Annotated in this window: 17 protein-coding genes; 14 read left to right on the top strand and 3 right to left on the bottom strand. The window is 31.6% G+C overall.

What is annotated here, in order from left to right:
• The first annotated feature begins 212 nt into the window (after nt 1-212).
• From FM121_RS14060 to FM121_RS14025, 9 genes are all read left to right on the top strand, one after another.
• Complete coding sequence (locus FM121_RS14060) at nt 213-1,076, top strand: ROK family protein (protein WP_086952826.1); 864 nt, start codon at nt 213-215, stop codon at nt 1,074-1,076.
• A 144-nt stretch (nt 1,077-1,220) separates the two neighbouring features.
• The gene (locus tag FM121_RS14055; RefSeq protein ID WP_086952825.1) at nt 1,221-2,567 is read left to right on the top strand and encodes a TrkH family potassium uptake protein; all 1,347 of its coding nucleotides are present in this window, start codon (nt 1,221-1,223) and stop codon (nt 2,565-2,567) included.
• Nucleotides 2,568-2,827: 260 nt separating this feature from the next.
• Nucleotides 2,828-3,718: a fructose bisphosphate aldolase gene (locus FM121_RS14050; RefSeq protein ID WP_086952824.1), complete on the top strand. Its 891-nt coding sequence runs from the start codon at nt 2,828-2,830 to the stop codon at nt 3,716-3,718.
• A 182-nt stretch (nt 3,719-3,900) separates the two neighbouring features.
• Nucleotides 3,901-4,563: an NAD(P)H-dependent oxidoreductase gene (locus FM121_RS14045; protein ID WP_179203893.1), complete on the top strand. Its 663-nt coding sequence runs from the start codon at nt 3,901-3,903 to the stop codon at nt 4,561-4,563.
• The gene (locus FM121_RS14540) at nt 4,563-4,739 is read left to right on the top strand and encodes a hypothetical protein (RefSeq protein ID WP_179203892.1); all 177 of its coding nucleotides are present in this window, start codon (nt 4,563-4,565) and stop codon (nt 4,737-4,739) included. Before FM121_RS14045 ends, FM121_RS14540 begins: the two co-directional genes overlap by 1 nt.
• A gap of 66 nt (nt 4,740-4,805) precedes the next feature.
• Nucleotides 4,806-5,384, top strand: a complete 579-nt coding sequence (locus FM121_RS14040; protein ID WP_086952822.1) for a hypothetical protein — start codon at nt 4,806-4,808, stop codon at nt 5,382-5,384.
• A 188-nt stretch (nt 5,385-5,572) separates the two neighbouring features.
• A complete protein-coding gene (locus FM121_RS14035) occupies nt 5,573-6,445 on the top strand; it encodes an ATP-binding cassette domain-containing protein (protein WP_086952821.1) in 873 nt (290 codons plus the stop codon).
• A gap of 2 nt (nt 6,446-6,447) precedes the next feature.
• Nucleotides 6,448-7,203: a hypothetical protein gene (locus FM121_RS14030; protein ID WP_086952820.1), complete on the top strand. Its 756-nt coding sequence runs from the start codon at nt 6,448-6,450 to the stop codon at nt 7,201-7,203.
• Nucleotides 7,204-7,319: 116 nt separating this feature from the next.
• Nucleotides 7,320-8,069, top strand: a complete 750-nt coding sequence (locus tag FM121_RS14025) for a tyrosine-protein phosphatase (RefSeq protein ID WP_086952819.1) — start codon at nt 7,320-7,322, stop codon at nt 8,067-8,069.
• A 71-nt stretch (nt 8,070-8,140) separates the two neighbouring features.
• Here the strand turns inward: FM121_RS14025 and FM121_RS14020 are convergent, their stop codons facing one another.
• Nucleotides 8,141-8,617 carry a methylated-DNA--[protein]-cysteine S-methyltransferase gene (locus FM121_RS14020; RefSeq protein ID WP_086952818.1) on the bottom strand — a complete coding sequence of 159 codons (477 nt, stop codon included), beginning with the start codon at nt 8,615-8,617 and terminating at the stop codon, nt 8,141-8,143.
• 92 nt (nt 8,618-8,709) lie between these two features.
• Here FM121_RS14020 and FM121_RS14015 point away from each other — a divergent pair, with 92 nt between their 5' ends.
• The 4 genes from FM121_RS14015 to FM121_RS14000 are packed head-to-tail and all read left to right on the top strand — an operon-like array spanning nt 8,710 to nt 12,134.
• On the top strand, nt 8,710-10,074 hold the full coding sequence (locus tag FM121_RS14015) for a bifunctional metallophosphatase/5'-nucleotidase (protein WP_086952817.1): 1,365 nt from the start codon (nt 8,710-8,712) through the stop codon (nt 10,072-10,074).
• A gap of 19 nt (nt 10,075-10,093) precedes the next feature.
• Nucleotides 10,094-10,699, top strand: coding sequence for a YutD family protein (locus FM121_RS14010; RefSeq protein WP_086952816.1), 606 nt, complete (start codon nt 10,094-10,096; stop codon nt 10,697-10,699).
• A gap of 10 nt (nt 10,700-10,709) precedes the next feature.
• Nucleotides 10,710-11,477 (top strand): TIGR01457 family HAD-type hydrolase, encoded by a 768-nt coding sequence (locus tag FM121_RS14005; protein ID WP_086952815.1) that lies wholly within the window; start codon nt 10,710-10,712, stop codon nt 11,475-11,477.
• A 3-nt stretch (nt 11,478-11,480) separates the two neighbouring features.
• Nucleotides 11,481-12,134 (top strand): TIGR01906 family membrane protein, encoded by a 654-nt coding sequence (locus tag FM121_RS14000; protein ID WP_086952814.1) that lies wholly within the window; start codon nt 11,481-11,483, stop codon nt 12,132-12,134.
• A gap of 43 nt (nt 12,135-12,177) precedes the next feature.
• Here FM121_RS14000 and FM121_RS13995 read toward each other — a convergent pair whose 3' ends face one another.
• Together FM121_RS13995 and FM121_RS13990 are read right to left on the bottom strand one after the other, a co-directional pair.
• Entirely contained in the window at nt 12,178-12,666 is a 489-nt protein-coding gene (locus tag FM121_RS13995) for a phosphatidylglycerophosphatase A family protein (protein WP_086952813.1), read from the bottom strand.
• Between the two features lie 70 nt (nt 12,667-12,736).
• Nucleotides 12,737-13,723 carry an NAD(P)/FAD-dependent oxidoreductase gene (locus FM121_RS13990; RefSeq protein ID WP_086952812.1) on the bottom strand — a complete coding sequence of 329 codons (987 nt, stop codon included), beginning with the start codon at nt 13,721-13,723 and terminating at the stop codon, nt 12,737-12,739.
• A gap of 128 nt (nt 13,724-13,851) precedes the next feature.
• Between FM121_RS13990 and FM121_RS13985 the strand changes: the two genes are divergently transcribed.
• Nucleotides 13,852-14,523, top strand: coding sequence for a TetR/AcrR family transcriptional regulator (locus FM121_RS13985; RefSeq protein ID WP_086952811.1), 672 nt, complete (start codon nt 13,852-13,854; stop codon nt 14,521-14,523).
• Nucleotides 14,524-14,534: the final 11 nt, after the last annotated feature.

Genomic DNA, 14,534 nt, shown 5'->3' with positions numbered 1-14,534 from the left:
ACTCCTATGACAACTTCAAAAATAAAAATTAATTCAAAAAGCCCGAATTATTTTTCATTTCCTCCAGTTGCTTGGAGCAAAACAATTTTTTATTCACGCTGATTATCCATTTTTTATGGCTCTTTATGTCAATATTATAGGTTAGTATAGTCTAAAGGAAGTGTCTGTGATAAACTGAAATGGAAATTTTAAGCAAATGGGGAGCGGTAGAGATGATATATGGAGCAATTGAAGCTGGTGGAACAAAATTTGTTTGTGCAATCAGTGATGAAAATTTAACAATATTAGAGCGTGTAAGTATTCCAACAACTACACCAGAAGAGACGATGAAAGAAGTTTTTGAATTTTTTGATAAACATCAACCAAATGCGATTGGTATTGGTTCGTTTGGGCCAATCGATGTGAACCCTTTATCAGAAACATACGGGTTTATTACATCAACACCTAAGATTGGTTGGCAAAATTATCCATTTTTAAATAATATGAAACAGCGTTACAATATTCCTTTTGGTTGGACAACAGATGTTAATGCAGCTGCATATGGGGAAATGAAAAAAGGTGCCGCAGTTGGTAAGTCTAGTTGTATGTATATTACAGTTGGAACAGGTATTGGTGCAGGAATCGTAGTAGATGGTAAAGTGATTCATGGCTATGGACATCCTGAAGCTGGTCATTTACTCATAAAAAGACATGAAGAAGATACGTATGAAGGAACCTGTCCTTTCCATAAAGATTGTTTAGAAGGTTTAGCGGCAGGACCTGCTATTGGAAAACGTTTTAACATGCCAGCGCAAGATTTACCAGAAAATCATAAAGCTTGGGAGATTGAAGCTTATTATTTGGCTCAAGCTTTAGTTAACTACACATTAACTATTTCACCTGAAAAAATCATTTTTGGTGGTGGAGTAATGAAGCAGAAGCAACTATTCCCACTGATCTATAAAGAATTTAAAAAACTGATGAATGGTTATGTTGCAACTCCAAAATTAGAGGATTATATTGTTCCTTGCTTGCTTGAAGATAATGCAGGGATCATAGGTTGTTTATTATTAGCAGAAAATGCTTTAGAAGCATAGTAACGAATTAAAAGATTTACAAACAATATTTTTTGTTTGTGAGTCTTTTTTATTATATTTTTATCTAAAAAATCTATGGTTGAACTCTTTTGTAAAGCAAGGTAAAATAAGTCAGATATACACAAAAAAATTGAGGGTAGATAGATGAAAGAAATTAAAAATATTAAAAAAATAAAAATAAGTAATGTTCAATTTATAACGTTAATGTTCTTACTAATTATATTGGCAGGATCTGTTCTTTTATGGTTACCATTTACGCATCAAGATGGTCAAACATTAGGGTATGTTGATGCTTTATTTGTCGCCACATCAGCTGTTTGTGTGACAGGATTGACGCCAATCAACATCTCAGAAGTATTGAACCCGATAGGTCATACTATTATGATGGTTTTAATTGAATTAGGCGGGTTAGGATTTATGTCGGTTGCACTGATGGTGGCGGTTATGTTTAAACGTAGGCTGTCTTTTCAATCAAGGCTTTTAATCAAGGATATGCTTAACTTAGACAGTCATGGTGGAGTCGTTAAATTATTGATATTTGTTGTTAAATTTTCAATGAGTGTTCAATTAATTGGTGCCGTTTTATTAGGAACCCAGTTTATACCTGAGTATGGATTAAGAAAAGGGGTATTCTTTAGTGTGTTTCACTCGGTATCTGCCTTTTGTAATGCTGGTTTTGATTTATTTGGAGACAGTTTGATGGGGTATAAATCAAATGGGTTTGTTCTAATTGTGATTTCTTGCCTTATTTTAGCTGGTGGTTTTGGTTTTATTGTTTGGTATGACTTAATCCATTATAAAAAGGAACATAAATTGTCGCTTCATACAAAAATTGCCTTAAGTGTTTCTTCCTTTTTAGTTGTTTTTGGTACAATTATCTTTTTTGTAACCGACGTGGAGAGTAAAATGAGTGGTTTCAATCAATTTGCGAATAGTTTCTTTCTGAGTGTTACTCCAAGAACAGCCGGTTTTGCTTCATTGGACTATGGAAGTATGAGTTATGCGGGTCTTTTGTTGACGATAGTACTAATGTTTATTGGTGGAACGTCTGGCTCAACAGCCGGTGGCGTAAAAACGACAACAATTGGTGTCTTAAGTGTTCAATTATTTAGTTTACTTAAAGGAAGAAATAGTGCAGAAGGATTCGGTCGAACGATTCCTCTTAAAACGGTTTTAAAATCGTTTATGTTTGTTTTTTTCTCAAGTGTTATCTGTTTTGTAAGTGCTCTTATTTTAGCTATGACAGAAACAATTCCTTATCAATCAGGAATTGAATACGTATTATTTGAAGTGGTTTCAGCCTTTGCAACAGTAGGGCTGACTATGGGATTAACACCAAATCTAACTGTATTTGGTAAGTTTTTAATCATGTCATTAATGTTCATTGGTCGTGTAGGCCTCTACACAGTCATCTTTTCCTTACTTAGAAAAGAAATGAAATCACAAGGGCATAATTTTAGTTACCCACAAGAAAATGTATTAATTGGATAGTAGAATTAAAAAGGAATTAGTGAGTGATGGTTCTCTTTTATATTCTCAATATAGCAACCATAATGCTTATAAATAAAAGGAAAATAACTTGTTTTAAATAATGTGAGTTGTAATAAAATTATTTGATAAAGTTGGATGTATACTATTAACTTACTAAGTAAATAATTAAATCTTTGTCATTAGTTTTGATTTTCACTTAAAAAAAAGCCTGTTTTGTATTATAATGAGCATAGAAATAGAGTAAGGGAGTATTGATAATTATGTTAGATGAAAAAAAATTAAAAATTATGCAAGAAAATCCTGGATTTATAGCAGCTCTAGATGAGAGTGCTCGTCGAACACCCGGAGCATTGAGAGCGTATGGTATTCCTGATGAAACGTATCGTACAGACGAAGAAATGTTTGATCTAATTCACGATATGAGATACAGAATTATGGCAAGTTCAGATTTTGATTCTGAACATATTATTGCGACTATTTTATTTAAAGATACGGTGAAAAGAACAATTAATAAAATGAATACTTGTGAATTTTTATGGGAGAAAAAAGGGATTATTCCTTTCTTAAAGATCGATCAAGGTCAAGATCCTGTGATGAATGGTGTCCAACTTATGAAAGAAATCCCTGATTTGGAAAGTTTATTTACTCTTGCAAAAGAGCATCAGATATTTGGTACCAAATCGCGCTCAATTATTTTAAGTGCTAATAAAATTGGGATTAAAGAAATTGTGGCTCAACAATTTGAATTAGCGAAGAAAGCTTTAGACAATAATTTACTGCCGATTATTGAGCCAGAAGTTGATATTCATAGTCCAGAAAAAGAACAAGCCGAAGTTCTTTTAAAGGAAGAACTTTTAAGTCATTTAAATCAATTGACTAAAGATGAAAAAGTAATATTAGAGTTAAGCTTACCAAATGTACCGGATTTTTATGAAGAATTCTTAAATCATCCTAATGTTGTTCGTGTCGTAGCCTCATCTGGTGGTTATAGAAAAGCAGAAGCAGATAAGAAATTAAGTGAAAATCACGGCATGATTGCCAGTTTTTCAAGAGCATTAGAAGAGGGACTTGCTTATCAAGAAACTGATATGGAATTTGATTTTGCGTTAAAAGAAAGTATTGAATCAATTTTTGATGCTTCTATTCAGTAAAAAAAGTTAATAGAATCATTTGTCATACTTTAATTGTTTTGTTCGCTGAACGAAATAAAATTAAGTATGACAAATGATTTTTTTTGGTCGAATAATGTTATTTAAATTTGAAAATAAGATAAGCAATAATTTTTATTTATTTAAAATTTATTGGTATGATATGACGGAATGGAGTGATAGTAGTGACTAAAACATTAGTAATCATAGCTCATCCAGATATCAATAACTCGTCAGTGCAGCAATTTTTAATGGAGAGCACTCAAAATTTAGATAATGTGACGAACTATGTATTAGCAGATAGAATAATAGAAATCAAAAAAGAGCAGGATAGGTTAAAAGACTATGATCGAATAATATTTCAATTTCCGATGTATTGGTATAGTGCACCATATATCTTAAAGAGATGGATGGATGAAGTCTTTCAAGATACAAGTAACGCTACTATGTTACAAGGCAAGGAATTTGGATTAGTAGTGAGTATGGGTGTTTCAGAAGATTCGTTTGCATCTGGAAAAAAAGAAGGCTACACGTTATCGGAATTGTTTAGACCTTTTGAAGCTTTTGCCAAAAAATGCAAGATGACTTATTTACCCATTTTCTCGATTTCCTTATTTCCATATTTAGTAGAAGTAGAGAAAAAAGAATTATTGATAAAGTACCAACAATATTTAACAAAAGTTAATGATGATCGTTTTAAAGCAAAAGAAGATTGGTTCATAGAAAAACTAGTTATGTACAATAATAATTCTAGAGATGAACTTTCAGCTATTCTAGCCACGATTGAAGAAAACCGTGATGAATTAGACGATTTAATCCATGTAGTTCGTGAAATGAGGGAAGAATAATGTCTGAAGAAGTATGGGTTTTAGCTCAAATAAAACAATTATCAGAAACGGCTAGAACTTATGAAGAGAGAGCGTACTATCAAGAATTAAATAAAATAATGAAGGAACAATATAAACGGATTGAACAAGCCAAAAGCGAACTTGATGGGAATCTTTGGAGTCCTAAAAAATGGTGAAAGCTCTTTATTTTGTGTGAGTTTATAGTATACTAGAAAAAAGACTTAAAAATAATAGGTGATGATATGAAAAAAACGTGGATTTTACTGGCTCTTCCTATGTTACTACTAGTTAGTTGTGGTAATAAAGAAGAAACTAAAACGATGGTTAAAAATAGTGAGCCAAGGGGAATGGTTATTAAAGATGATGGGAAAAAAAGAAGTGACATCATTAATAATATTTTAGTAGGGAAATCAAAATTTAGTTTTAATAATGCACCTTATGATAAAATGTCTGATGGAAAATTTACACAAAGTGAAATGTGGGGAACTTTTAAATCAAAGGATGATCCTACAACGATAGTTCAAATAAATGCCTCTGATAACCAACAGAAAATTTATGGTGACATTATTGGATATGAATTAGAGGATGTTAAATGGGATACTGAGGAAGCGGTACAGTACTCTGGATTTATGGAAGAAGCTTTACAATTTTCAAAAGATAAGAAAACTCTGATGTACAAAGCACGTACAGGAGATGTTATCTTCTCGATTACGATGTTTGGTCAAAAGAAACTGACAGATAAGAATATCCTTTCTTTAAAAACATTGGCTAAAGGAGTTAAGGTCGAGTACGTTGAGGAGCAAGTGACATCTAGTCAATAAATAATGACAAATGAGAGCAAATGAGCTAAAATAGTTCTTTGTTCTCATTTTTTAAGAGAACACGAGTAATTGTTTTCTTTTTGACTTTTTTTGTTACTCGTTTGATATGTAGATGTAATATTTGTATAATATCATGATAAGGTAAGTTCTTATTATGAGAATGCTTTATAGGAAAGGAATAAATAATTATGACAATAGAAGTTAGAGGGATGTCTAAGACAGCAGATAATCTTCTAGTTCTTAATGACATTGATTTAATTTTTCAAGAAAAAAAAATCTATGGTTTATTAGGACAAAATGATTCAGGAAAAACAACTTTGATGCGTTTAATTGCCCGCTTAAGGTTTCCAACAGAGGGCTATATTGAAATTGATGATATGGATATTGAAGATCATCCCGCGGTATTAAAGAATATTTATTTTCAGACACATGATGATATTTATCCAAGAAGAGCTAAATTAAAGCAAATCGTTAAATGGATGGGACAATTTTATCCGAATTTTCAAATAGATGAATGTCTGAATTTGTTAGAAAAGTATCATTTAAACGAAAATGAAATCTTTAGAAAATTACCTTTAAAGAAAAAAACTTTATTTAGAACATGTTTAGCATTAAGCAATGATGTAGACTATTTATTATTAGATGAACCAGCATTTACATTAGATGCTTACCATAGACATGCATTATATCAAGATTTATTAAAAAGCTATGACCGTTATCCAAAAACGATTATCTTGTCAACTCATGCGATTGATGAAATAGAGGAGATAATTGAGCGAGTGGTTATTCTTGAAGATGGTCAAGTTTTAATTGATGACAATGTTAAAGATTTAGTCAGTAAAGCTTACTCTGTTAAAGGCGATGAAAGAGATGTAAGAGAATTTTTACAACAAAAAACTATCTTGGGACAAGAGTATCGTCAAGGTGTGATTAAAGCTTACGTTCAACTTGAAGAAAATGAACTACAACATAATGAGCAATTGGAATTAAAACCATTAAACTTACAAGAGTTATTTATTCAGTTAACTAAAGATGTTTATGGTAAGAAGGAAGGGGAATAATTATGAATAAAAAAGCACTTATTCGAACTCAGTTATTCCAACAAATGAAAATACTCAGTTTATTCATGGCAATATACGTATTATTTCTGGCGATGGCAACTGTGATTGAAAATTATACAACCAAAAATTTCTCTTTTGATGGGATTAGTTACTTTTTAACAATTTATCTTGTGATTAGTCTTTGGGTAAGTTTCTCATCTAACATTACATTTTATAGTTACCATTCTTTCTCAAGAGAAACAATTTTAAGTCGGATGATGATTGTTCAAATGATTGTAAGTTTAGTTTCAGCTTCATTAATTGAGCTTCATAATTTACTTGTTTTAAAAGTACCATTCTTTTCATTCATTAAACCTGATGATAATATTAAAAATGTTTATATTGATGGATTGTCTAATCAAATTATTATTCGAGCTATTCTGACCATCTTATTTACAGCTTTAGTTATGTTCTGTGTTTTACAATTAACAAACTTAGCTGTAATTATAACGTACTCTATGAAACAAAAAAAAATATTCATTATCTTAGCAATCATTAGCGTACTAGTTGTCGGGATCATTTTGAGTTTACCTTATTGGACAAAAGGAATGTTTAGTCTATTGATTACAATTTTTGGTTTTGTCTCAGGTATTAGTCAAAGTGTTGTTCCAAGTATTGTGATACCATTGATTCTGATACTGGTAGTAACTATTATTGCCTGTCTGTTAAGTCGACGTTTGATTAAAAAACTAGAGGTTCATAAAACTTTATTTATTTAAGTAAAGTTAAAGATTAGTGGTAGCTGTTGAGAGTTAGAACAGCTATCATTTTTTCTTTACACATGCTATGCTATAATAAGTAAAATTATACTTTGGTGAACAGGAGAGAAAACAAAATGAATTCATTAGTTAATTTTAGAGATATAGGTAATGTGCCAACAACTGAAGGTACCAAAGTTAAACCAGGATTCTTTTTAAGAAGTGGTGAGGTAGTAGATGTAGAGGAAAGTGCAGTTAGTCGATTGTTAAATGATTACAAGTTGCGTACAATCGTTGATTTAAGAGGTCAAAAAGAGACTTCGGAGCGTCCAGATGATAACATACTGGGTGTTGATTATGTTAATATTGATATTTTAAAAGATGTGAAAGGTCAGGGAGCGAGCTTTGAAGACTTGCTGGCTGGATCAGCGTCTGCTCATCAAGGGATGATTGATTTATATAGTCAATTAATCTTAACGGATGGAGCTCAAAAAGGGTATCAACAGTTTTTAGAGATGATTATTGAAAAACCTGATAATTCTATTTTATTTCATTGTTTCGCTGGAAAAGACCGCACAGGTTTAGCAGCCGCTTTAATTTTAGGAAGTCTTGGTGTTTCTAAAGAGTTAATTTATAAAGACTATTTATTAACTAACGACCTGAGAAAAGATGCCAATCAAAAAATAGTGGATCAATTGAAAAAACAAGGATTGACTGATCAACAATTACAGGAAGTTCTTGTAATGATGAATGTTGATAGCCGTTATTTAGAACATTCTTTTGATATTATGGAAAAAGAGTTTGGTGGTTTTGAAGGATTTATTTCTGATGGCTTACATATGCCAAAGAGCTTCTTTAAAGATATGAAATCAGCTTATACAGCATAATGTTTAATACAACAAATCAATTTAAAGAAAGAACCTAACAATCAGATATTGTAGATTGTTAGGTTCTTTCTTTATTTATGTGTTGATCTTTCTAAAGATAGGAGCTGATTTTTAATAGCAATTCCTTCAGGGCTATTTCCTGAATATCCGACAAGTTTTCCGTTTTTACCAATTACCCTGTGGCAAGGAATAATAATTGGGATAGGGTTCTTTCTATTTGCCTGACCAACAGCTCTTTGTGCCTTTGGAGAATCTGCTAAAATAGCTATTTCTTGATAATTTCTGATCTCACCATATGGAATGGTTTGTAAGGCTTGCCAGACTTTTCTTTGAAAAACTGTTCCTTCAGTAATATGGAGAGGAACAGTAAATGAAACAATAGTTCCATTGAAAAAAGCTGTTAATTCTTCTTTGGCTAGGGTTAAATGTTGGCTAGCCATTTTGGTTAATTTCGCGTCCTGTAAAGGAGCCTCAATAAAGTCAATGTGAGTGATGCCCTCATCATCTGCGCGTAACCATAACTTAATAGTACCAAATTCTAGATACATATTATCACGTCCTTCTATGGTATATCATATCCGATTTTATGAAGATATGGTAATATTATAAAGTAAAGTGTCGCGAAAGGTAAATGACTTATATGAACGAAATAATTAATATCCTACATACTAACGATTTACATTCTCATTTTGAAAATTGGCCTAGAATAAGGCGATATATGAACGAAAAACAATCAGTCTATAAAATGAGAAAAGAAGAAAGTATTTTAGTTGATCTAGGTGATTTTATGGATCGCTTCCATCCGTTAACAGATGTAACAGAAGGTATTGCCAATATTGGTATAATGAATCAAGTCCCTTATGATTATGCGACTATTGGAAATAATGAAGGAATTACTAATAGTAAAGAACACTTAAATGCTTTGTACAAAGATGCTCACTTTTCGGTTCTCTTAGGAAATATTTTAGACAATAAAACTGGTAATATTCCTGAATGGGCTGATGCGTATGATATTAAAGAAACTGAAAAGGGTACTAAAATTGGTATTATTGGCTTGACATCACCCATTAATCTAACCTATGAACCATTTGGATGGACTGCAGTTGATCCGATTGAAACGCTAAAAAAATGGTTACCTGAGTTAAAGGGACAAGTAGATATAATAGTTGTTTTATCACATTTAGGTTTGCCAGATGATAAAAAAATAGTCGAAAAATTTCCGGAAATTGATGTTATATTAGAGTCTCATACTCACCATCTATTTGAAAATGGACTAATGTATCGTGATACCTTGCTTGCTGCTGCTGGAAAATTTGGTCAGCATATAGGAGAGGTTGAACTTGTTTGCTCTGATCATCGTTTGATCTCAAAACAAGCAAAAACAATCCTTGTTGAAGAATTACCAGAGGAGTTAGAAGACCTAGATGAAATTAATCATTATCAATCATTAGGTGAACAGCTATTAACTAAACAGTATGTAGGTAATCTACCACAAAAATTAGAAAGAAGGACAAGCCTTATGGTGTTTACTCTTGAAGCAATGAAAGAATATTCAGGAAAAGAAGTAGCTATTTTAAATACAGGTACTATCCTAACTGATTTGAATCAAGGGAAAGTGACAAAAAAAGATTTACATGATTGTTATCCTCATCCGATGAACTTAATAAAAATTAAACTAACAGGACGAGACGTGAAGCGATTAGTATATGAAATTGAACGACTACGGGACTATTTACAACATTATAAAATTGTTGGAATGAAATTTAGGGGGAAATATTTCGGTGAAATATGTTATGATGGTCTTAGCTTTTGCAAAAAAACCAAAGAAGTTAAGTGGTGTAATGAACCCATTTTAGATGATGTGCCATATGAGCTTGTTACAGTAGATCATCTGTCATTCTTACCCTTTTTCCCTACAATGGAAATAGCGGGAGAGATTCAAATATTAAGTCCTGATTTTTTAAGAAAAGTTGTCGGGAAACATGTAACCAATAAATTTAGTTAAAACTAGAGGTGTAGAAATAATGACTGAAGAAATAAAAAATGAAGTTACTGAAGAAATAGAAGAAGTTGATGAAGTCTTACAAGAAATGTTAGCCAATTTTTCTCCAGAGAGCTTTTCACTAGGTGAAGGAACCTATAAGTTAGTTAAAAATTATCGCGAAGGATTTAACTATGAAGCAGTGATAAAGCGCTATAATGATGTCTTAGAAAAATATGATTATATTGTTGGTGACTGGGGCTATGATCAACTTCGTTTAAAAGGCTTCTTTTTGGATGACTTTAAAGGAGCTCCAATGGATGCTAAAATCAGTACTTTAGAAGATTATATATACGAGTATTGTAATTTTGGCTGTGCTTATTTTGTTATCCAACAGACGGGTGAGTTTAAGCGTCGCGGACGGACTGTGAATAATCAAAAACGCAATAACAACAATACTAACAAATCTAAGTCCAAAGCACATACTGATGAAAAGAAATTCAATCAAAATCAAAATAAAAGAAAACCAAAATTTAAAGGTAAAAATACAACAAATCAAGATAAGAAAAGAAAACCAGAAACGCCAACAAGTCAAAAATCAAATAAGCATCAATTTACTATTAGAAAAAAAGAAACATCAGCAGAGTGAGGGTATCAAAATGAAGAATTATAAAGGTTACTTAATTGACCTGGATGGGACAATTTACCTAGGTGAAAAACCGATTTTGGCAGGTAAAAATTTTGTTGAAAGGTTACAAAAAAAACAACTTCCTTTTTTATTTGTCACTAATAATACAACGAAAACACCTAAAGCAGTTCAAGAAAAATTAGCTAATCAATTTGATATTCATGTGACAAGTAACGAGATATATACAGCGACTTTGGCAACAGCTGATTATATGCTTGAAAAAAAATTAGGAAAAAAAGTTTATGTTATAGGAGAGTCAGGATTAAAAGAAGGTATTAAAGATGCCGGTTTTGAATTAACAGCTGAAAATCCTGATTATGTTGTTGTTGGTTTAGATACTAAACTAACCTATGAAAAAATAGTAGTAGCCACACTGGCCATTCAAAAAGGTGCTCATTTTATCGGTACTAATCCAGATAAGAATATCCCAACAGAGCGTGGACTTTTGCCAGGTGCGGGAAGTTTAATCGGAATGCTTGAAATAGCGACTAAACAAAAAGCTGTCATCATTGGGAAACCTGAAGCGATTATTATGAATAAAGCGCTTGAAAAATTGAAATTAACCAAAGATGAAGTGATCATGGTAGGGGATAATTATGAAACAGATATCAGAGCAGGGATTGATAATGAGATAGATTCATTACTTGTACTGACTGGATTCACGCCTAAATCAGCAGTTAACGCGTTAAGTGTACAACCAACATTTGTGATTAATTCTCTAGATGAGTGGGTATTTTAACAAATGGAACAAATAAAAAAATATGTTAGTTTTGTGAGTCTCGTTTTATTTTTATTAACTTTAGCTATAGCCTTAACAATTAATGCTAGATGGTTATATGTAATGGATATTAATCGGCTAGAAATTTTAGATTATATTGATTTATCAAAACATCAACTACTCGTTAATTATGACCAGTTAATGCATTATTTAAATTTATTTTGGGTTAATCCATTAAAAATGTCTGATTTTCCAGTTTCAGAGACGGGAGCGTTTCATTTCTATGAAGTGAAACGATTATTCCAAATAAACTATGGTGTACTTATTATAACAATAGTACCAAGTGTGATTTATTTAAAAAACTTACTAAAAAGGGGGATGTTTTGGCAATTAATTAAACCTTTTACATATATCTTAACTGGTCTAATCATGTTGGTTTTCTTTATGGCTGTTGGATTTGACACATTTTTTGTGAAATTTCATGAAGTTTTTTTTAATAACGATGCATGGGTATTTAATCCTATGACAGATCCAGTCATCTTAGCTCTACCACAAGATTATTTTATGCATTGTTTCATCTTGTTTTTCATTTTATTTATTATGTTTATTTTAATCGTAATTTTTATAGGGAAAAAACAACTGAAAAAAATAATTAATACAAAAAAAGAAGAGAACTAAATAATGCCATTGCTGGTATTGTTTGGGTCTCTTTTTATATTTATTATTGAGGTACAGAATGAGCAATACGACTAGCAGCAGCTGCAGCAATTGCTCCAACTAAGTCATCTAAAAAAGTATGAACCTGGCCGCCCTCATGAGAATTAAGTTTGGCTAACACACCTGGTTTCACTTTATCAATGTAACCGTAATTAGTAAATCCAATAGAGCCATAGACGTTAACAATCGACAACGCCATGATTTCGTCAATTCCGTATAAACTTTCATCTGTTGAAACAATTTCTTGTAGAGGTTCTAATAATTGATTTTTTTCAGCTAAGATATCTAATTGAATACCAGTTACGATCGCATTTTGGACTTCTCGTTTTTCAAGAACAGCTTCGACGTTTTCTTTACAAATCGCCATAGTTAAATCCTTTACATAATCTTTTTGTAAGAAGTAAACTAATTCACCCATATCCTCTAGAGTTACACCACGTTCTAATAATAGGCTATTAGCACTTTCTTTAAGTGTTTCTTTTTTTACAATCATTTATTCACCTTCTTAATGTGTCATGCTAATAATTATACAAAATTAAATGAATGAGAACAAGGTTAATTTATCATTCATACAGACTAGTACTATGCATTGGTTGAAGTCGTTCTTTAGGATTAATATAATGAATAGCATTATTTATAGCAGTAGGTGCTTCACCAAATCCTGTGGCTATCAGTTTTACTTTACCTTCATAAGTTGTAATATCACCAATGGCAAAAATACCAGGTATTGATGTTTCGGTATTAGATTTGGTCAAAATAGAAGTCCCTTTAAAGTCAAGTGGCCATTTTTTTATTGGACCAAGTGAAGAAGAAAATCCGTAATTAACAATTAAATCATCTAGTGGAATCTCTTCATTAATGTCTTCTTTAGGGTTATTAATCGTAACAGAAGATAATTTATCATTTGACTCGTTTAAAGAAGTAATAACATAGGGAGTTTTTATATTAATTGTAGAATTGAATAATTTATTTACGCTGTGTTCATGAGCTCTAAAGGTTGGGCGGCGGTGGATGAGTGTCACTGATGTTGCGATATCTTCAAGCATTAATGCCCAATCAACAGCAGAATCCCCCCCCCCACAGATTGTTACGTTTTTATCAGAAAAAGCAGACATGTCTTTGATATGATAATGGAGTTGTTTATTTTCAAATGTGTCATTTCCCTCTAAATTTAACCGTCTAGGCTGAAAAGAGCCATTACCCGCAGCAATTATAATAGTCTTTGAGTAATGAGTTTCTTTGTTTGTTTTGATCTCAAATAAATTATTTTCTTTGCTGAAAGAGAGGACTTCTTCTTCAAGACAAATAGTGTGATTAAAGGGTTCAATTTGTTTAATTAAGGAATTAATCAAATCTTGCGCTTTTACATTAGGAAATCCGGCAACATCATAAATTAATTTTTCTGGATACAGTAAAGAAAGTTGTCCGCCTAAACCGGGGAGAACTTCGATTATTTTTGTTTTTGCTTGGCGCATTCCGGCATAAAAACCAGCGAAAAGGCCAGTTGGTCCACCGCCAATAATAGTAATATCATATATATTTTCATTCATTTTATCTACTCCTTAAGTTTCCAATATCACCTGTTAGTATAAATGAGTTAGACTAAAAAGGATATTTTTTTGACTTATGACACCTTGTCATATATAATGACAAGGTGTCATAAAGGAGAAGAGATAATATGCCAACGACAACTTTTTTTAGATTAGATAAAGAAAAGCAAGAAAAAATCATTCAGGCTGCAAAAAATGAATTCATGTCTGTTCCTATTCATGAAGCCTCAATTGCTAAAATTATTAAGGAAGCCGATATTCCTAGAGGTAGTTTTTATCAATATTTTTCTGGGAAAGAAGATTTATTTTATTATTTATTTGATACAGTAAGAAAAAAACCAGAAGATTATTTATTTAAGTGTTTAGAAGCAGAAGAAGGAGACCTTTTGGAAGCTTTTAAGAAATTTTTCAGTTATTTTGTTAAAGAAGTTTTTGAAGGTGAGGAGACTTTATTTTTCAAAAATATTTTTTTGCACATGACTTATCATAATTCCAGTAAGGCATTGATGAATGAACTTAGCGATGAAGAAATAAAAGCACGTAAAAGTCATATTGAAAACCATAGAAAAGATTCGAAAGAAGCTTTTGAACGTATTTATAATAGGGTAAATCATGATTTGTTAACAATTAGTTCTGAACGAGAATTTAAAATGTTGTTTAGACAATTGTGTACTATGATTTCCAATACCATTAATGAAGGATATCGGATAAAAAAATGTGATACAACGTTTAATCTAAATCAGCTAATAGAAGATTTTAATTTAAAAATTGATTGGCTGCGGAATGGTGTAGCTAAATAATAGAAATGGAG

This window comes from Vagococcus fluvialis bH819, from assembly GCF_900163795.1.
Taxonomy (GTDB): domain Bacteria; phylum Bacillota; class Bacilli; order Lactobacillales; family Vagococcaceae; genus Vagococcus; species Vagococcus fluvialis_A.
This window is presented reverse-complemented; position numbering and strand designations above follow the sequence as displayed.